This is a genomic window from Aliiruegeria lutimaris (assembly GCF_900099935.1).
Lineage (GTDB): Bacteria > Pseudomonadota > Alphaproteobacteria > Rhodobacterales > Rhodobacteraceae > Tropicimonas > Tropicimonas lutimaris.
On record NZ_FNEK01000044.1, the window covers coordinates 1 to 17,842 of the forward strand.

Genomic DNA, 17,842 nt, shown 5'->3' on the forward strand with positions numbered 1-17,842 from the left:
CCGTCTCTGTTTGATGTGCTCCAGGTTTCATCAGAAACCAGAAGCCGCCAAACAGTGAAGCTGACACTCTATCATCGGGGCGAACCCGTAAGAGCGTTGGATTTGATGTGCAGTGTTGATCCATCGAATGAACCAAACCGCCCACAAATCTCTTCAGTCACCAGCAATGTCAAAGAGCAGAGAAAACAAAGCCAACCGTTGCGCCCAATCTTACTCAAGCGCGCCAGCCTGCCCATCCTATCTATGTTATTTCCACTTCGCTCATCGGCCTCTCAACCGCCCCGCTCCGTGTCCCGCCGTGCGCCTCAGCGCCGCCGGTGCAGGGGTTCTACGGATACCAACGGGGGGTCGCAAGTGCTTTTTCAAGAGAATTGCGAAATTTTTGGAAAAGTGAATAAAAACAAGCCATTAGCGGTCAAAAAAGTTTCTCTTCTGCCGATAATCCTGCCTCCGACACCGATATCAGGCCCGGATTCGCCCGTTTTTGCGTCAGATTCGGATTCGGATCCCTCCAGAATCCACGGAATCGCAGCGATGACTCGCCACTCTGTCCCGCGCCAAAGGTCGGAATCCCCGCCTCCCTACGGACGTCGATACGAACCCATCTCTGCAGGTGCTATATATAAGTAGTGTGACAGCGCGACTCAGCGTTCCGGATTCTGTGTTCCCCAGGCGCGCCACCGCAAAAGACATGGCGCCATGCAGAATCCTCCCTTCCCCCGCGTCGACCTCGCTGATATGAGGCCCGCGCACATAATAGGAGAAGGACCGATGGGTTATCGTGTCGTTGTCGCTGGTGCCACGGGAAATGTGGGCCGCGAAATGCTGAATATCCTGGCCGAGCGCCAGTTCCCCGTTGACGAGATCGTGGCTCTTGCCAGCCGAAAGTCTCTCGGCACTGAAGTCAGCTTTGGCGACAAGACTCTCAAGACCAAGGATCTCGACACGTTCGATTTCACTGGCTGGGACATGGCGCTCTTTGCTGTCGGCTCCTCCGCGACCAAGACCTACGCACCTAAGGCGGCCAAGGCAGGCTGCGTCGTGATCGACAACAGCTCGCTCTACCGCTACGAGCCGGATATTCCGCTGATCGTTCCCGAATGTAACCCCGATGCGATCGAGGGTTACAAGAACCGGAACATCATCGCGAACCCGAACTGCTCGACGGCGCAGATGGTCGTGGCGCTCAAGCCGCTGCATGACCGCGCCCGCATCAAGCGCGTCGTCGTTTCGACTTACCAATCCGTTTCCGGCGCCGGCAAGGCCGGCATCGACGAACTCTGGAACCAGACCAAGGGCATGTATGTCCCCGGCCAGGAAGTCGAGCCGTCCAAGTTTCAGAAGCAGATCGCCTTCAACGTCATTCCGCATATCGACGTCTTCATGGATGACGGCTCGACCAAGGAAGAGTGGAAGATGGTTGCCGAGACCAAGAAGATCGTCGACCCGTCCATAAAGGTCACCGCGACCTGCGTGCGCGTGCCGGTCTTCGTTGGCCACTCGGAGGCGATCAATATCGAGTTCGAAGACTTCCTCGACGAGGACGAGGCCCGCGATATCCTGCGCGAAGCGCCCGGTATCATGGTCGTCGACAAGCGCGAGGATGGCGGCTACGTCACGCCGGTTGAGTCGGTTGGCGAATTTGCGACTTATATCAGCCGGATCCGTCAAGATTCGACTATCGAGAACGGCCTGAACCTGTGGTGCGTTTCGGACAACTTGCGCAAGGGTGCGGCACTAAACGCGGTGCAGATCGCCGAACTCTTCGGCAATCGGATCCTCAAGAAGGGCTAAACCCTTCCAAGGGAATGCAATTACGGATCGGGCGGGTTTCCCCGCCCGTTTTCATTTCCGGCATCTCAAACCGGGGTGAACTCTCCCAGCTCGGGCAGATAATGCTCCAATGTCCCCGCGCCGATATCGACCCACAACCCGTGCAGCGACAGCCGCCCCGCTTCCACCGCTTCACGCACGAAAGGAAAATCCCAGAGGTTTTCAAGCGAGACTACGACGGTCTCTTTCTCCAGGGCGCGCAGCAGCTCTTCTTCTTCCTTGATATGGGCCACACGCTCGTGTCCGGGCCGCAGGATCTCGAGCCAGCGGCCGACGAAGCTTTCCTTGGACTCCAGTTCCGGCGCATGGCCCGAGCACATGTCGTGGCAGCCCTTGACGCCTCCACAATCCGAATGGCCGATCACGATCACATGTGCCACCCGCAGCACGCTGACCGCATATTCCAACGCCGCCGACGTGCCGTGCGGATCCCCGTCCGGCAGATAGGGCGGGACGACATTCGCAATGTTGCGGTGCAGGAAGATATCGCCCGTTTCGGCGCTGAAGATACCATTCACATTCACCCGGCTGTCGCAGCAGGCAATGGCCATGATGCGCGGATTCTGCCCGTCCTCGGCGAGCCGGCGATACCAGACCTTGTTCTCGGTATACTCCGTCGCGCGCCAGCCATTGTAGCGCGTGGCCAGGTAAGGCGGCAATGCGGCCGCGTGAACAGCGCTGTTGGGCTTCTTTTCACTCTCTTCGGTCATGACGTCTCTTCCTGTTGCTTCACCCTTCCTAGGGTGGGATTTTACGAAATTCGAGTGCAAATTTGGGTTCGATCCTAACCGAATGTTCAATCACGGCGCCGATGCTGCTGCCCGACCGTGGGGGCGGCGCAAACATGATGAGAGGTGTCCGGTGGCCAATTACGCGAAACTTGATCACGACGAACCCATCCGGCTCGATCCCGACAGTCTCGAAGCACTCTATCTCGAACTCGGGCCGGCCGGCGCAGAGAACGTGGTTTGCCGCGCGATGGAAGAACTCGCCCTACGGCTTTCGGACCTGCCGAAACTTCACCGCGCGGGTCGATGGGACAAGCTTTCCCGCATTGCGCGCAGCATGATCGCCATTGCCCGGCAGGTCGGGCTGACCGGCTTTGCCCGTGTCGCGGGCGACGTCGCCAAATGCGCCGTGACGGGCGACCCGATTGCGCTGAGCGCCACGCTCTCACGGCTGGAGCGTATCGGGGAGCGGTCGCTCACGGCGGTCTGGGATCTTCAGGATCCTCCGATCTGATACCCCTTGCGGGGAGACCCGGAAACGCTACCTTTCCTCCGCCCGTATACGGTCCGAGGACAACTATCATGACGCTTCGTTTTGCCGACGAATCCGCTCCATCAACGCCGCTTCATCTCGTTTCTCAAAACGAATTGGAAAGCTGGCGGGAGACGCTGGACAAAACGGCGAGCGGCTGGCTCGACCGTCTCGCCTTCGGCGCCGCGCTCGGCGAGACGGCGCTTCTGCCAACCGGCGACGGCGCGATCGCGGTAGCGGGCTACGGGACGGAGCAGGCCCGCCGGCGCGACCGGTTCCACATCGCGACGGTCGCCGGCAAATTGCCCGCCGGAACATACGAACTGTGCACGTCAATGCCACAAACCGTCTTGGAGGAATGCGCCCTGGGCTGGCTCCTCGCAGGATACAGCTTCGAGCGCTACAAGGCGAAGCCCGCACCGCAGGCCTGGTTGAAGGCCCCGACCGGCATCGACGCCACCCGCACTGAAGCCATCGCGAATGGCGAAGCGCTGACACGCGACCTGATCAACACGCCCTCCAACGACATGGGGCCGGAGGAGTTGGAACAAGCCGCCCGAGCGCTGGCCGAAATCCACGGCGCGCGCGTCTCCGTGACCTGTGGCGACGACCTGCTCTCCGAAGGCTTCCCCCTGATCCACGCCGTCGGGCGCGCCTCGCCCCGTGCGCCTCGCCTGATCGATCTCACGCATGGAACCGAAGGCCCAAGCCTCACGCTGGTCGGCAAAGGTGTCTGCTTCGACACGGGCGGACTGAACCTCAAGCCGGGCGCCTCCATGGGGCTGATGAAGAAAGATATGGGCGGGGCGGCGACCGTGCTGGGCCTCGCCAGCATGATCCTGTCGCTCGGACTGAAACTGCGGCTCCGCGTGCTGATTCCGGCGGTGGAAAACAGCGTTTCCGGCAATGCCTTCCGCCCGCAGGACGTGCTCCCCTCGCGCAAGGGGCTGAGCGTGGAGATCAACAACACCGATGCCGAAGGCCGCCTCGTTCTGGCCGACGCGCTGGCCCTGGCTTGCGAGGAGGACCCCGACTGCCTGATCTCCATGGCCACGCTCACCGGCGCCGCCCGAGTCGCCGTCGGGCCGGACATCGCACCCTTCTACTCGACCGACGAGCGCTTCGCCTCCGCGCTGGCGGCCTCTGCGGCACGCGTGGCCGATCCCGTCTGGCGGCTGCCCTTCTATGAGCCCTACGAAGCGATGATCGAGCCGGCAGTCGCCGATCTGGACAATGCGCCCAAGGGGGGCATGGCCGGTTCCATCACAGCTGCGCTCTTCCTGCGCCGCTTTGCCGAAGGGGCCCGCAGCTACAACCATTTCGACATTTATGGCTGGCAGCCCACCGCCGCCCCCGCCCGACCGGTTGGCGGCGTGGGTCAGGGCGCGCGCGCCATCCTGGAAGCCCTGCCGGAGATTCTCGGCCTATGACCGATCGCCGGCTCCTACCCGCCAACACCCGAGTCGCCGCAACGGAGCTTGTGGGCAAGCACGAAGCTCCCCGTTTCGTAGATGGCGAATGGCACCGCATCGCCCCGTCTGTCGTGGACCTCCTGACAGCGCCCGACGGCAAGCGCGAACGCCAACTCCTGCATGGCCAACGCGTTCGAGTGTTCGACATCCACGAAAGTCATGCGTTTCTGCAATCCGGGCGCGACGGCTATGTCGGCTATTGCCGCGCCGATGCGCTGACCGTCGATGCTGCACCGACACACCATGTCGCCGCCCCCGCAACCCATCTCTATTCCGCGCCCGATCTGAAATCACCGGAGACCTGCTGGCTCTCCCATGGCAGCCAGCTCACCATTGCCGGGCAAACGGGCGACTGGTCGGAGACGGATTCGGGTGGCTTCGTCTTCACTCGCCATCTCGTCGCTCAAGGGGCCGCCCCGGTCGATCCGGTCGAGACGGCGCGACTCTACTTGGGAACGCCTTATCTCTGGGGCGGCAATTCCCGTGACGGGATCGATTGCTCCGGCCTCGTTCAGGCGGCGCTTCTCTCGGCCGGCATTGCCTGCCCGGGCGACAGCGACCTGCAACAGGAGACCGTTGGGAGCTTCCTGCCGGTCGGAACACCTGCGCAACGCGGTGACCTGTTCTTCTGGAAGGGACACGTGGCCATGGCGGCCGACGCCGAAACACTCATCCACGCCAATGCGCATCACATGGCCGTCGCGCTCGAACCTCTGCACGAAGCACTCACCCGTATCGCCGCTCGCGAATTTGGCGAGTTGTTGGCGCACAAGCGCCTGGACTGAGCTTTGCCGCGTTTCGGGGAGCCCCGAAACGCCTTATTCCACCGCGCGGATCAGCTTGCGTTCCAGCACGCGCAGCACGGCCTTCAGGTCTTGCCCGCGTTTCAGGATCTGCCCATCCATGCCGATCACGCAGTACATCCCCTGTTTGTGCCGCAGCTTGGGGCGTTTCTCGATCTTGTAGAGCGGCGATTCTGCGGTACGGCGAAAGATCGAGAAGACAGCGACTTCTCTCAGGCAGGAAATGCCATAGTCGCGCCATTCCCCCGCTGCCACCATCCGCCCGTAGAGGGTAAGGATTACACCCAATTCCTTGCGATCGAAGGCCACCTGCTCGGGCAGGTGGCCGGGACGAAATGGGGTCGTGGTTTCCATGTTCATGTCGCAACCATGAATCAGTGCAGCTATCCAAATCAACCCCCGCCGCATTTCAGCCACAAAAAGACCGCGAGTCCTTCACCGTTTGCCCGCATCCGCGCCAAAAGTCGGAGTCAATCTATCCACATGTAGAGAGCTTTGGCTCAGTCCGGTGCCGCGGAGCAACAGCCCCCACCCAGTTCGCGGCACCGGAACTACATCCCTCCCCAACAATCCGAATGCAGAGGCAGTGCACGCAATGGCTCCGCCATTGACAGCAGCCCACTCCGCGCGATACCCCGCCGCCCTTAACGCACGAGAGGCATTCCATGGCACGTAGGCGCAAGGGGCGCGATATTTCCGGTTGGGTGATCGTGGACAAGCCGTCCGGCCCGACCTCCACGGCGGTCGTCAACAAGGTCCGCTGGGCTTTCGACGCAAAGAAAGCCGGTCACGCCGGCACGCTGGACCCTGCCGCGACCGGCCTTCTCGCCATCGCGCTCGGCGAAGCGACCAAGACCGTTCCCTATGTCACCGATGCGCTGAAGGCCTATCGCTTCACCATCCGGCTCGGCCAGGCCACCAATACCGACGATGCCGAGGGCGAAGTTATCGCCGAAAGCGATGCCCGCCCCTCCGATGACGCGATCCGCGCCGCGCTACCGCCATTTATCGGCGACATCATGCAGGTACCGCCGAAATACTCCGCCGTGAAGATCGACGGCGAGCGCGCCTATGCGCTGGCCCGCGACGAGGAAGATTTCGAGATCGCCGCCCGCCCGCTCTATGTTGACAGCCTCGAGATGATCTCCCGGCCCGATGCGGATCACGCCGTGCTGGAGATGGTCTGTGGAAAAGGCGGCTACGTGCGCTCCATCGCACGCGATCTCGGCGAGGCGCTTGGCTGCCGCGCCCATGTAACCGAACTACGCCGCGTCTGGTCCGGCCCGTTCGAAACCGAGGGCGCGCTGAGCTGGGAAGAACTGGAAGAAAAGGCGCGCACACCCGAACTGGACGCCCATCTGCGCCCCCTGCAGGATGGGTTGGTGGATCTGCCCATGCTCCCTTGCACGCCGGAAGGCGCCAGCCGGATGCGTAATGGCAACCCGGGCATGGTGATGGCCGCAGCCGATGTCGAATATGGCGACACCGCCTGGGCCAGCTACCAGGGCAAGCCGGTCGCCATCGGCATTTATCGCAGCGGCGAGCTGCATCCGGCCCGCGTGTTCAATCTGCCGGACGAGGCATGATCGCCCGCTCACACGTGAAAGGCGACGCACCATCCACGGCGCTCTATTCCGATTGCGAGCTCTATCGCTACGCCCTGACCCGCTGCTGGGATCAAGGCGGCAAGCGGCTGCTTTACATCATGTTGAACCCGTCCAAGGCGACGGAAGTCGCCAATGACCCGACAATCGAGCGCTGCGAACGCCGGGCCCGCGCGCTCGGTTATGGCGCCTTCCGGGCCTGCAACATCTTCGCCCTGCGCGAGACCGACCCGGCCGCCTTGCGCCGGGCTGCGGATCCGGACGGCCCTGAGAACGATGGGATCCTTGTCGAAAGCGTGAGTTGGGCTGATGATATTCTCTGCGCCTGGGGCGCCCACGGGGAACATCGCGACCGTGGTACAGAGGTTTCAGAGCTGCTTCGTCAAACCGGCCGCCCGTTGCTGTGCCTCGGACAGACCCGCGCCGGCCACCCGCGTCACCCGCTCTATATCTCCTATGGAACAAGGCCTGAGCCTTGGCCGACCGCGGTCTGACCAGCATCTCCCCGCAAGATCCAGATCCGTAACGCGGCGATTGCGGCCGTTCCATACGACCCCTTCCATTTTCCGGAATTTTCCATTACACGCGCCCATCCTTGCTCCGAATCCGGGCAAGGAGCTTCTCCAAGGGCTCTGCTGGACGACATCCCGGCTTGCGCCATGAACACCAACCAATAGGAGACCCCGATGTCGATTACTGTTGAAGAAAAGAACCGCGTCATTGCCGAATACGCAACCAAGGAAGGCGACACCGGTTCGCCCGAAGTTCAGGTTGCGATTCTGACCTCGCGGATCAACACCCTGACCGAGCACTTCAAGACCCACAAGAAGGACAACCACTCCCGCCGTGGTCTTCTGAAGCTCGTCGCCCAGCGTCGTAAGCTGCTGGACTACCTCAAGGGCAAGGAAGAGAGCCGTTACCAGGATCTCATCCAGCGCCTCGGCATCCGCCGCTAAGTTTCCCGATCCCCAAAGGTCGGACAACGCCCGTTCCGCAAGGAGCGGGCGTTTTGCTTTGCAGGACAGGCTGCATATCCTGTGGCCGAATCCCCGAGGCCATGCTAGCTCTTGTGGCATGAATGCAACCCGCCCCAACATAGGCCAAGATCGCCAACTTCCGATCATCCGGCAACTTGATGAGACGGTCATCAACCGGATCGCTGCTGGCGAAGTGGTTGAACGCCCCGCCTCCGCCGTGAAGGAACTGGTGGAGAACGCGCTCGATGCCGGTGCCACCCGAATCGAGGTGGCCTATGCCGATGGCGGGAAACGGATCATCCGGGTGAGCGACGATGGCTGCGGGATGTCCGCCAGCGACCTGCCGCTTGCGCTTTCCCGCCACGCCACCTCCAAGATCGATGGCTCCGACCTGCTCGATATCCGGTCCTTCGGCTTCCGCGGCGAGGCGTTGGCCTCGCTCGGCGCGGTCGGACGGCTCACCGTTACCAGCCGCCTGCGCCACAGTGCCGAAGCCGCACGCATTGTCGTCACCGGCGGTGCGATGGGGTCTGTTACACCCGCCGCGCTGGCGCGAGGAACGGTGGTAGAACTGCGCGACCTGTTCTACGCCACGCCGGCACGTCTCAAATTCATGCGCACTGACCGGGCCGAGGCGCAGGCGATCACCGACGTGATCAAGCGGCTGGCCATGGCCGAACCCGCAGTCTCCTTCACCTTGCGCGACATCACCGCCGATGGCGAAGGACGCATCACCTTTCGCGCCGATTCCGAGACGGGCGACCTGTTCGACGCGCTACGGGGGCGACTTTCGCGCATCCTTGGGTCCGAGTTCACCGAGAACGCGATCGTGATAGATACCGAGCGCGACGGGCTGCGACTCACCGGTTTCGCCGCGCTGCCGACCTACTCGCGTGGCTCCGCCATTGCGCAATATCTTTTCGTCAATGGCCGCCCTGTGCGGGACAAGCTGCTCACCGGCGCACTGCGCGCCGCCTACATGGATTTCCTCAGCCGGGACCGGCATCCCGCCGCGGCCCTGTTTATCGACTGTGACCCGCAGCTGGTGGATGTGAACGTCCACCCCGCCAAGGCCGAAGTGCGATTCCGCGAGCCGGGCACGGCGCGCGGGCTTATCGTCTCCGGGCTTCGCCACGCGATTGCCGATGCCGGCCATCGCGCCTCGAGCACCGTTGCCGGCGCAACGCTCGGCGCCTTTCGGCCCGAACCGAGCGGTCCACCGCGGGTCTACCAGATGGACCGGCCAAGCCCTGGCGCCCTGCGCAGCGCCTACGCGGCACAGGCCCCCCTGGTCGAACCCGAAGGCTTTGCCGAGGCCGCCTCACCCTCGGCCCGAATCGAACCGGCGCCAGAGCCTGCGCAATCCCCGGTACAGGATCTGCCGCTTGGCGCGGCCCGGGCACAGGTGCACGAGAACTATGTTATCGCCCAGACACGGGACGGCATCATCATCGTCGACCAGCATGCGGCGCATGAACGCCTCGTCTATGAACGGCTCAAGCGACAGATGGCGGAGAACGGCGTCGCGGCACAGGCGCTGCTCATTCCCGAGATCGTCGAACTGGGTGAAGGCGATTGCGCGCGGCTGATGGCTGTCTCCGACGAGTTGCGTCAACTGGGACTGACCATCGAGCCCTTCGGCGGTGGCGCCGTCGCCGTGCGCGAAACGCCGGCGATTCTCGGCGAGGTGAATGCAAAGGCACTGCTTTCCGACATTCTCGACGAAATCGCCGATCTCGGAAACTCCACCGCGCTCGGCGCCCGAATCGACGCCGTCCTGAGCCGCGTTGCCTGCCATGGCTCGATCCGCTCCGGCCGGCAGATGCGCGCCGAGGAGATGAACGCGCTCCTGCGCGAAATGGAAGCCACCCCGCATTCGGGCCAGTGCAACCACGGCCGGCCGACCTATGTCGAACTGAAGCTGGCCGATATCGAGAGGCTTTTCGGCCGGACATGATCACGATTGGCGAGACGACATTTGCGCTGGACGACCCAGCGGTGATCGCAGCGCTGCTGACGCTTTCGGTGCTGCTGTTGCTGTTCGTGCTGCTGGTGTCGGCTGTCCGCCGCGCCGGGCGGGCCGCCGATATGGCACAGCCGATGCTTCAGCATATGGACACGCTTACGGGCCGGATCCAGTTGCTGTCGGACGGCCAGCATCAGCTCGCCGGTGGCCTAACCCATGTTTCCGAGGCACAGGCGCAATCGCAGGTGCAAATGTTGCAGCTCATGGAAACCCGGCTGGCCGAAGTGACATCCAAGATGGGCGAGAGCCTGCAGGGTTCCTCCACCCGCACCGCACGTTCCCTCGGCGAGTTGCACCAGCGGCTGGAAACCATCGACCGTGCCCAGGCCAATATCGAGAAACTCTCCGGCGACGTTCTCTCGCTGCAGGACATCCTGTCGAACAAGCAGACCCGCGGTGCATTTGGCGAGATCCAACTCAAGGATATCGTCTCCAAGGCGCTTCCGGCGGACAGCTACGAATGGCAGGCGACGCTCTCCAACGGCAGGCGCGCCGATTGCCTGATCCGCCTGCCGAACCCGCCGGGGCCAATCGTGATCGACAGCAAGTTTCCGCTGGAAGCCTATGAAGCGCTGCGCAATGCCAACACGCAATGGGAACAGGCCGAGGCGACCAAGGCGATGCGCGTCGCGGTCAAGGCGCATATCAAGGCAATCTCGACCAAGTACATCATCGAGGGCGAAACCGCCGACGGCGCGTTGATGTTCCTGCCCTCAGAGGCGGTCTATGCCGAGTTGCACGCCAATTTCGGCGAACTCGTGCGTGAGGGCTTTGCCGCCCGCGTCTGGATCGTTTCACCGACGACCTGCATGGCCACACTCAACACTATGCGCGCGATTCTCAAGGACGCCCGAATGCGCGAACAGGCGGGGGCCATCCGCAAGGAACTCGGCCTGCTGCATGCCGATGTCGAACGGCTGGAGGCGCGCGTCGGCAATCTCGACAAGCATTTCTCCCAGGCCGCCAAGGATATCGGCGAAATTCGCATCAGCGCAGAGAAGGCCGGAAAACGCGCCCGCCGGTTGGACAGTTTCGATTTCGAGGAACTCGCGCCGGAAGTGGCGCCTGCACCAGTGCCGGGGCGCAGCCCGGTCCAGATTCTGCGACCCGGGCAGGAGAGCCCGGCAGACTGACCGGCCGAAGGAAATACGCCCCCAGCGGCAAGATGTTTACGGTCTCCGCTACGCTTTCTCTTGCAGTTGTCGCCCGGGCGCGTGAAAAATAAGAAAACAACATGTGAAAAGGGGGAGGGCCATGCTGGAAATCAGCACCGGAAAATTGGTGAGGATTATTGCACTGGCACGTGAATACGGCCCCGAAAACGCGCATCTGCGCGACTATATCTCCGGGTTGAACGTGGACGAGCAGGTGAACCTCGTGGCGCTTGTCTGGATTGGCCGTGACAGCTTCTCCGCAGACGAGTTGGAAGACGCGCTCGACACCGCGCGACGCGAACGCTCCGCGCCGACCGAGGACTATCTTGGCGGCATGCCGGACCTGGCGAATTTTATCGAAGATGGTATGGAAGCGCTCGGAATGAATGTCGCCCACGAGGAAGACCATCTGCGCGAACGGGACTAGCGGGCGATGCGCAAAGCCAGTTGACCGAATCTCGATTTTGGGGCATAGCCCCGCTCGCTACGTTATAAGCTATCGATCTGCATTCTCCTTCCCGGCGACTGGCATTCGATCTTGCCTGACGACGCCGAGCTGTCGCATTCTGCGGGCAGTGATACTTTTAAGGAGAACACGGAATGGCCACTGGCACCGTAAAATGGTTCAACTCCACCAAGGGCTACGGCTTCATTGCCCCGGATTCCGGCGGGAAGGACGTTTTCGTCCATATTTCTGCTGTCGAACGTTCGGGCCTGACCGGCCTCGCCGACAACCAGAAGGTCACCTACGACCTCGAATCCGGTCGGGACGGGCGCGAGAGCGCAAAGAATATCAGCCTCGCCTGATTTTCCACGATACTTTTTTCGAGAGGGGCGCGCTGCGGTGCGCCCTTTTTCGTTTCGGGGCATTGTCAGCGAATCGATCCGGTTTCATCCGTTGAAGGGGGCGCTACCCCCGCGCCTAAAGGCGCTCCCCCGGGATATTTACAGTCAGAAGAAGCCCAGTTTGTTTCCGTCTTCTTCTGACTCCAAATATCCTGGGGGCTTTGGGGTGCCCCCCAAGGGCGGTGAGAGCCGATAACCGGTACCGTACGATTCTCGGGCGACACCTCATTTCGGCTTTTACGGCCAATCACACGAGGTGATCGACGACCATCATATGCTGCGCCTGTACATCCACCGCCTCGAGCCACCGCTCGACGAGGCGCGGATCGCTCGGGGCCGCGCTGACACCGGGTGGGATCTCGCGCGCCTTGGCCGATTCGACGGCCAGCGACACGGGCTGCGAAACGAGACGAGCCATGGCACTGCCGCGCGCGTCGCCCCAGGCATCGAGAAGATAGGTCTTGTGATAGCGGACCTCTCCCTGCTGACTGACCTTGAGGGCCACGCAGAGAATCACCCGGTCCGGCTCGTCTTCATCATAGGCATATTCGGCCCAGAGCTGGTCCGACATTTCCTTGAGGCGCGCATCGCCCTGTGGCCCTTCCAGCGTCTCGAACTCTGAGAAGATCCCCGCCCAGGCCTCCGTCCAGCCATTCAGACGTAGCGTTCCACGCACGAACTGGCGCACCTTCCAGCCGTCCTCGAAGCCGTATTGCTTCATGAAGGGGAGCGAGTCGCGGTTTGGATAGACCTCGAAGCTCTCCGGTTGCGGCAGCGGCGCGTCATAGCGCGATACGGCATCCCATGGCCGCGCAATGTCGAGCACCGAGTAGTCGCGGATAGACCGCGAGGGCGAACGCAGCGCCTTGAGAACCCCCAGTGGCGACCAGCTGAACTTGTAGCGGAAGGCGTTAGGCTCCTTCGGAACACCGCCGCAATAGGAGACGAATTCATACTCGGCATCGGGCCGCACATGGCCGCCCTTGCGCATATCGGCCACCAACCAATGGGCCATGAGGTGGTCGATCCCCGGATCCAGCCCCACCTCGTTGACAAGACACACCCCGGCCTCCTTCGCCGCGCCGTCCAGCGCGGCCATTTCGGGCGAGATGTAGGAGGAAGAGACGAAATGTGCCCGCTCTTCGATGCATGTCTTGGCCAGCGGCACATGCCAGTCACCGGGCAGCATCGAGACGACCACGTCACCGGGGTTCAGCGCCTCGCGCAGTGTCGGCAGGTCGAAGGGTTCGATCCAGTCTGTAAGGTCGCCCACCGTCTCATGCGCCTTGGCGACGGTGCGGTTCCAGACACAGACCTCGTTGTTGAATTCCAGCAGCCGGCGCAAGCCGGGAATGGCACTCAAACCGGTGCCGCACCAATGGATCGTCATTTGTCTTCCCCTCAAACTTCGGCGACGTGGCGATCGAATTCGGCCTTCGCACGTCCCCAGACCCCGGATTCGAGTTTGTCGAGGCCCATAAGCGAGGGCAAGAGTTGCGTGGCGAAATCTTCGGAGCTCTCTGCCGGCAGCATGGAGGGCAAGTTATCGATGGCGGTGACATCAAGCACCGGATCGTCATGGACGCGCAATGCGGGCGCGGCCCAGTCGGTCACCCGATCATAAACCTTGATCGGAGAGAAATCGCTCGACGGGTCACAGGAAATGTCGCCGATCACCGAAAGCCTGCGCGGATCGGTCTTCGCGGAAGCCGGCACGAACACCGGCGTTCCCGTGCGGGCGAGGATGCAGTTCAGGAACAACTCATGCGCGAGAATCTCCGGGAAGGGACCGCCATGGGCGGTTTCTTCCATGTCCCAAAGGGTCGTCGCCACGCCCATTGCCTCGCAGAGATCGGCCGCGCCGGTGCCCACGCGCCCCTTGGCGCCGATGATCAGGGCAGAGGGCCGCGATGCCCCCGTGGCATCAAGCTCGGATTCCAGCTCCTCCAGCAGCGCCGGCTGCCCGGAATAGACGCCGACCGGCCCGCAGACTTCGCCCCGTTGCTGCGCGGCCCAGCATTTCAACGACACTGCAGCCCCGGCATAGCCCGCCCAATAGCCGAAAGCCGCCACCCGGCGGCCGGACTCGTCGACGAGATATTCGAGGTCGTAAAGCGCCCCGCCACCGGCCTTGAAGAGTTTCAGCAACTCGCGCCCATCCGCCTGCCCCTTATAGGCATGGCCGAACATGATGTGGCGGTGTTTGAGGGGCTGTCCGTCCAGCGGCAGCTCCTTCAGGCCAAAGATGATCGCATCGTCTGGGGCCTGCCGCCAACTGCCGGCTTCGGCAATCCCGGCACCGGCAGCGAGATAAGGGTCGAGCGGCAGGGCGCGGACCGGGCTTTCTTCCACTGTCACCCGGAACCCTGCGGCCCGCAGCGCCTTCACCCCCTCGGCGAGAATGCCAACCCGCTCTTCATTCGGCCGTTCCTCGGCGCGCACCCACAGATGTGTCATTGCAAACCTTCGTCTTCTGCGTCCTCGTGTTGGCGCGCACAAAAGAGAGGTTCCGAGGGGATTGCAAGGGGCGCGGCAGACGGCCGCGATGGCTCAGTTCGTGGCCTCCAGCCCCTCGGGCTTGCCGACCACGACGAAGTGCAACTGCTCCGGATCCACAAGTTCGGCGGCCACGCGGCGGATATCCTCCACCGTCACCGCGTTGATCTTGTCATTGCGGGTGCGCAGGTAATCGGGCGTCAGCCCGTCCATCTGCATGCCGACAAGGATATTCGCGATCCGGCCATTGCCGTCGAAGCGCAAAGGATAGGCGCCTGTGAGGTAAGTTTGGGCACGATCCAGCTCTTCCTGGCTCACGCCTTCCTCGGCCAGCCGTTTCCACTCGTCTTGCACCACGGCCACGGTCTCTGCGGCACGGGCGTTGACGGTGGAGACCATGCCCATGAACATTTCCGAGAGGTCCATCGGGTAGATATAGGCAGCAACACCGTAGGTGAGGCCACGTTTCTCCCGGACTTCCTCCATCAGACGCGAGGAGAAGCCGCCACCGCCGAGGATCTGCGCCATGATATAGGCGGGGAAGAAATCCGGATCATGCCGCTTCATGCCACGCTGGGCAAAGATCATCACCGATTGCGGGGTGTCGAAATCGACGACCGTCACGCCGCCACCGAGCGTGTAGTCGATCCGGTCGGGCATGGGCGCCCCTTCGGCCGGCAGTTCGCCCAGCAGCGTATCCAACAGGTCTGACAACTCGTCGGACGTGATGTCGCCCACGGCAGATACATAGACACGGTCGCGGGCCAGAGCGGCCGCATGGGCGGCAACGATATCGTCCCGCGTCAGCGCCGAAACGCTTTCTTCGGTCCCATCCGAGGACGTGCCGTAAGGGTGATTGCCGAAAGCCAAGGCATGGAATGTCTGCGACGCGATGGCGTCGGGGTCCGTCTTGTCGGTGTCTATGGAGGCCAAGACCTGCCCGCGCACCCGCTCCACGGCATCACCGTCGAAACGCGGACTGACAAGCGCCTGCCGCAGCAGCTCCATGGCCTCTGCGCGGTTCTCGGTCAGCACCTTGGCCGAAACCGAGAGCGAATCGTCTTGGACACGGAAACTGAATTCGGCGGCGAGGCTCTCCACGGCAATCGCAAATTCCTGCGAGTCGCGCTCGCCCGCGCCCTCTTCGAGCAATGCCGCCATCAGGTTCGTGGCCCCGCGCTTGCCTGGGGCATCAAGGCTCGTGCCCCCGCGAAAGCGCAGTTCCAGCGCGACGAAGGGGATGGAATGTTCCTCGACTAGCCAGGCGTCGATGCCGCCTGGCGTCGAGACTTCCTGGATCTCGATCTCGGCCTGCGCCGGCAGGGAGGCCAGCACGGCAAAGGCAAATGCGATCAGCGCGCGCATCATTGGGTGACCTCCTCGGCCATGACCATATCCGTCTCTTGAAGATAGCCCGTCACTGCCTTGCGTTTGTCAAAGAGCCGCGCGGCGGCGGCCTCGACATCCTCGGGCGTTACCTGTTGCAGGATCTCCGGCCAGGCCTGCACATCCTCGACCGTCAGCCCCGAGGTCAGCGCTTCGCCATAGGCGCGCGCAAGCCCTTGCAACGAATCCTTGCGGAAAATCTCGGAGGCGCGGAGCTGCATCTTCAGCCGCTCGAAACTCGCCTCGTCCACACCCTCGGTCAGGAAGGTCTCGATCACGCGGTCCATGTCGGCCTCGGCTTCCGCAAGGCTCCGCCCCGGCACTGGCATGACCAGCACCTCAAAGGTCGTCGCGTCGAGAGAAACACCGTCATACATCGCCGTGGTGTAAAGGGCGGTCTTCTCGTCGAATTCCAGCGTCTGCCCCAACAACGACGAGGCGCTGGAGCCGCCGAGAAGCTCGGAAAGGTAGATCAGCGCGGCCGCCTCTTCCTGCGAACCGGCCTTGCGCTGCGGCGCGAGATAGCTGCGCCGGACATAGGGTTGGCCAACGCGCGGGTCGCTGTAGGAAAGGCGGCGCTCGGCTAGCTGCGGCGGCTCGGTCGGGCGGACCCGCTCCGGCAGGTCTGGATTGGCGGCGATCGGGCCGAAATGTTCCTCGGCCATCACGCGCACATCTGCCGGTGTCACATCTCCGGCCACGATCAGGATCGCGTTATTGGGCGCGTAATATTCGCTGTAGAAATCGAGCGCATCCTTTCCCGAAAGCGTCTCGATCTCGTGCTTCCAGCCGATGATCGGAATGCCGTAGGGGTGGTTGAGATACTGCGCCGCGCGTCTCTGCTCGCCGAACAATGCGCCGGCGCTGTTCTCGATCCGCTGGTTGCGCTCTTCAAGGATCACGTCGCGCTCGGGCAGCACCACCTCGTCGGTCAGCACCAGACCGGTCATCCGGTCCGCCTCCATCTCCATCATCAGGTCCAGCCGGTCGGCGGCCACCCGCTGGAAATAGCCGGTGTAATCCTGGCTGGTGAACGCGTTGTCGGAGCCGCCATTGAGTTCGACCGTGGCCGAGAACTCGCCCGGCTCCAGCGTGTCGGTACCCTTGAACATCAGGTGTTCGAGGAAATGGGCGATGCCGGACTTGCCCGCCGGCTCGTCGGCGGCACCGATGCGGTACCACACCATGTTCACGGCCACGGGCGCGCGGTGATCTTCGATCACCACCACGTCCATACCGTTTTCAAGCGTGAAACTCGTGACCTCCTCGGCCAGAGCCGGCAGGGCCAGGGCGAAACTCAAAAGAAGAGCGGGCGCAATGCGTCGATCCATGGAATCCTCGTGTTTCCTATCTGGGCAAAAATACGGTCAGGCGCGGCGCAATCAACCGACCCAACGAGGATGTGACCGACAGTGGCGGATTATTCTTCGGCTTCGGGATCCGGCGGGGCGGCCGAAGTCGGAACGCCCTTGGCGCGGTATTTCCACAACACGCCATGCTGGTCCATTTCCTGGCTCTCGTAGGCGCTGTAATAAGTCGGAACGTTCAGCCAGCGCTCCAACAGGCGCCCACGGTTCTTCTTGCGGTATTCGAGATCGGCAATGGCGAGCTCCTTGCGGATCTCCGGGGTGACGCCGTAGCGGGTTGCCTGGCTGATCAGCGCGCCATCCGCCCCCAGCTTGCCGTCGGTCTCGACACTATTCGGGTTTCCACCCAGTGCAGCGACGGCTTCCGCCTTCGGGTTCACGTCCGTACGGTTGCCTTCCAGCGGCGCCGGCGGCGGAAGGGCAGTGAGATCTTCCGGCATTTCCATCGGCTTGCTCGGCAGGATCGCAAACTCGTCCGGCGTCACCTGACCACGCTGTGGATACATCATCTGAGGAGCGTTGCGTGAGCAGCCCGCCGCCAGAACGCAAAGTGCAAGCAGGCCACCTGCCCTTGCTACACTCGCTACTCGCATCCTCGCCTCCTGCACCGGTTTTTTG

Annotated in this window: 18 protein-coding genes; 11 read left to right on the forward strand and 7 right to left on the reverse strand. The window is 62.8% G+C overall.

The window, feature by feature from the left end; genetic code table 11:
- Nucleotides 1–771 precede the first annotated feature (771 nt).
- Nucleotides 772–1,794, forward strand: a complete 1,023-nt coding sequence (locus BLR85_RS18110) for an aspartate-semialdehyde dehydrogenase (RefSeq protein ID WP_093159915.1) — start codon at nt 772–774, stop codon at nt 1,792–1,794.
- Nucleotides 1,795–1,859: 65 nt separating this feature from the next.
- Here the strand turns inward: BLR85_RS18110 and BLR85_RS18115 are convergent, their stop codons facing one another.
- Nucleotides 1,860–2,543, reverse strand: a complete 684-nt coding sequence (locus BLR85_RS18115) for a carbonic anhydrase (protein WP_093159920.1) — start codon at nt 2,541–2,543, stop codon at nt 1,860–1,862.
- Between the two features lie 151 nt (nt 2,544–2,694).
- On the opposite strand from BLR85_RS18115, the gene BLR85_RS18120 reads away from it, so the two are divergent.
- The 3 genes from BLR85_RS18120 (at nt 2,695) to BLR85_RS18130 (ending at nt 5,350) form a co-directional block, all read left to right on the forward strand.
- Complete coding sequence (locus BLR85_RS18120; RefSeq protein WP_093159924.1) at nt 2,695–3,075, forward strand: hypothetical protein; 381 nt, start codon at nt 2,695–2,697, stop codon at nt 3,073–3,075.
- 68 nt (nt 3,076–3,143) lie between these two features.
- Complete coding sequence (locus BLR85_RS18125) at nt 3,144–4,523, forward strand: leucyl aminopeptidase family protein (protein ID WP_093159930.1); 1,380 nt, start codon at nt 3,144–3,146, stop codon at nt 4,521–4,523.
- Nucleotides 4,520–5,350 (forward strand): C40 family peptidase, encoded by an 831-nt coding sequence (locus tag BLR85_RS18130; protein WP_093159934.1) that lies wholly within the window; start codon nt 4,520–4,522, stop codon nt 5,348–5,350. Before BLR85_RS18125 ends, BLR85_RS18130 begins: the two co-directional genes overlap by 4 nt.
- A 33-nt stretch (nt 5,351–5,383) precedes the next feature.
- Here BLR85_RS18130 and BLR85_RS18135 read toward each other — a convergent pair whose 3' ends face one another.
- Nucleotides 5,384–5,722, reverse strand: coding sequence for a DUF2794 domain-containing protein (locus BLR85_RS18135; RefSeq protein WP_425284491.1), 339 nt, complete (start codon nt 5,720–5,722; stop codon nt 5,384–5,386).
- 311 nt (nt 5,723–6,033) lie between these two features.
- Between BLR85_RS18135 and truB the strand changes: the two genes are divergently transcribed.
- The 7 genes from truB (at nt 6,034) to BLR85_RS18170 (ending at nt 11,936) form a co-directional block, all read left to right on the forward strand.
- Nucleotides 6,034–6,954: a tRNA pseudouridine(55) synthase TruB gene (gene truB, locus BLR85_RS18140; RefSeq protein WP_093159938.1), complete on the forward strand. Its 921-nt coding sequence runs from the start codon at nt 6,034–6,036 to the stop codon at nt 6,952–6,954.
- Nucleotides 6,951–7,466, forward strand: coding sequence for a DUF1643 domain-containing protein (locus BLR85_RS18145; RefSeq protein ID WP_093159942.1), 516 nt, complete (start codon nt 6,951–6,953; stop codon nt 7,464–7,466). Before truB ends, BLR85_RS18145 begins: the two co-directional genes overlap by 4 nt.
- Nucleotides 7,467–7,658: 192 nt before the next feature.
- Nucleotides 7,659–7,928, forward strand: a complete 270-nt coding sequence (gene rpsO / locus BLR85_RS18150; protein WP_068313150.1) for a 30S ribosomal protein S15 — start codon at nt 7,659–7,661, stop codon at nt 7,926–7,928.
- Between the two features lie 118 nt (nt 7,929–8,046).
- Complete coding sequence (mutL, locus tag BLR85_RS18155) at nt 8,047–9,906, forward strand: DNA mismatch repair endonuclease MutL (protein ID WP_093159946.1); 1,860 nt, start codon at nt 8,047–8,049, stop codon at nt 9,904–9,906.
- Nucleotides 9,903–11,108 carry a DNA recombination protein RmuC gene (locus BLR85_RS18160; protein ID WP_093159951.1) on the forward strand — a complete coding sequence of 402 codons (1,206 nt, stop codon included), beginning with the start codon at nt 9,903–9,905 and terminating at the stop codon, nt 11,106–11,108. The genes mutL and BLR85_RS18160 overlap by 4 nt, the downstream gene beginning before the upstream one ends.
- 121 nt (nt 11,109–11,229) lie before the next feature.
- Nucleotides 11,230–11,556, forward strand: coding sequence for a DUF3775 domain-containing protein (locus BLR85_RS18165; RefSeq protein WP_093159956.1), 327 nt, complete (start codon nt 11,230–11,232; stop codon nt 11,554–11,556).
- Between the two features lie 173 nt (nt 11,557–11,729).
- Nucleotides 11,730–11,936: a cold-shock protein gene (locus BLR85_RS18170; protein ID WP_068313140.1), complete on the forward strand. Its 207-nt coding sequence runs from the start codon at nt 11,730–11,732 to the stop codon at nt 11,934–11,936.
- A 286-nt stretch (nt 11,937–12,222) separates the two neighbouring features.
- Here BLR85_RS18170 and BLR85_RS18175 read toward each other — a convergent pair whose 3' ends face one another.
- From BLR85_RS18175 to BLR85_RS18195, 5 genes are all read right to left on the reverse strand, one after another.
- On the reverse strand, nt 12,223–13,365 hold the full coding sequence (locus tag BLR85_RS18175) for a saccharopine dehydrogenase C-terminal domain-containing protein (RefSeq protein ID WP_093159961.1): 1,143 nt from the start codon (nt 13,363–13,365) through the stop codon (nt 12,223–12,225).
- 11 nt (nt 13,366–13,376) lie between these two features.
- On the reverse strand, nt 13,377–14,432 hold the full coding sequence (locus tag BLR85_RS18180) for a saccharopine dehydrogenase (RefSeq protein WP_093159965.1): 1,056 nt from the start codon (nt 14,430–14,432) through the stop codon (nt 13,377–13,379).
- A gap of 93 nt (nt 14,433–14,525) precedes the next feature.
- A complete protein-coding gene (locus BLR85_RS18185; protein ID WP_093160082.1) occupies nt 14,526–15,836 on the reverse strand; it encodes a M16 family metallopeptidase in 1,311 nt (436 codons plus the stop codon).
- A complete protein-coding gene (locus BLR85_RS18190) occupies nt 15,836–17,188 on the reverse strand; it encodes a M16 family metallopeptidase (protein WP_093159970.1) in 1,353 nt (450 codons plus the stop codon). Before BLR85_RS18190 ends, BLR85_RS18185 begins: the two co-directional genes overlap by 1 nt.
- Nucleotides 17,189–17,277: 89 nt before the next feature.
- Nucleotides 17,278–17,817 carry a DUF3035 domain-containing protein gene (locus BLR85_RS18195; protein WP_093159975.1) on the reverse strand — a complete coding sequence of 180 codons (540 nt, stop codon included), beginning with the start codon at nt 17,815–17,817 and terminating at the stop codon, nt 17,278–17,280.
- Nucleotides 17,818–17,842 lie beyond the last annotated feature (25 nt).

Coding starts and splice junctions, on each gene's coding strand:
- BLR85_RS18110 (WP_093159915.1), top strand. CDS start 772: ATGGGTTATCGTGTCGTTGTCGCTGGTGCCACGGGAAATGTGGGCCGC.
- BLR85_RS18115 (WP_093159920.1), bottom strand. CDS start 2,543: ATGACCGAAGAGAGTGAAAAGAAGCCCAACAGCGCTGTTCACGCGGCC.
- BLR85_RS18125 (WP_093159930.1), top strand. CDS start 3,144: ATGACGCTTCGTTTTGCCGACGAATCCGCTCCATCAACGCCGCTTCAT.
- BLR85_RS18130 (WP_093159934.1), top strand. CDS start 4,520: ATGACCGATCGCCGGCTCCTACCCGCCAACACCCGAGTCGCCGCAACG.
- BLR85_RS18135 (WP_425284491.1), bottom strand. CDS start 5,722: ATGGAAACCACGACCCCATTTCGTCCCGGCCACCTGCCCGAGCAGGTG.
- truB (WP_093159938.1), top strand. CDS start 6,034: ATGGCACGTAGGCGCAAGGGGCGCGATATTTCCGGTTGGGTGATCGTG.
- BLR85_RS18145 (WP_093159942.1), top strand. CDS start 6,951: ATGATCGCCCGCTCACACGTGAAAGGCGACGCACCATCCACGGCGCTC.
- rpsO (WP_068313150.1), top strand. CDS start 7,659: ATGTCGATTACTGTTGAAGAAAAGAACCGCGTCATTGCCGAATACGCA.
- mutL (WP_093159946.1), top strand. CDS start 8,047: ATGAATGCAACCCGCCCCAACATAGGCCAAGATCGCCAACTTCCGATC.
- BLR85_RS18160 (WP_093159951.1), top strand. CDS start 9,903: ATGATCACGATTGGCGAGACGACATTTGCGCTGGACGACCCAGCGGTG.
- BLR85_RS18165 (WP_093159956.1), top strand. CDS start 11,230: ATGCTGGAAATCAGCACCGGAAAATTGGTGAGGATTATTGCACTGGCA.
- BLR85_RS18170 (WP_068313140.1), top strand. CDS start 11,730: ATGGCCACTGGCACCGTAAAATGGTTCAACTCCACCAAGGGCTACGGC.
- BLR85_RS18175 (WP_093159961.1), bottom strand. CDS start 13,365: ATGACGATCCATTGGTGCGGCACCGGTTTGAGTGCCATTCCCGGCTTG.
- BLR85_RS18180 (WP_093159965.1), bottom strand. CDS start 14,432: ATGACACATCTGTGGGTGCGCGCCGAGGAACGGCCGAATGAAGAGCGG.
- BLR85_RS18185 (WP_093160082.1), bottom strand. CDS start 15,836: ATGCGCGCGCTGATCGCATTTGCCTTTGCCGTGCTGGCCTCCCTGCCG.
- BLR85_RS18190 (WP_093159970.1), bottom strand. CDS start 17,188: ATGGATCGACGCATTGCGCCCGCTCTTCTTTTGAGTTTCGCCCTGGCC.
- BLR85_RS18195 (WP_093159975.1), bottom strand. CDS start 17,817: ATGCGAGTAGCGAGTGTAGCAAGGGCAGGTGGCCTGCTTGCACTTTGC.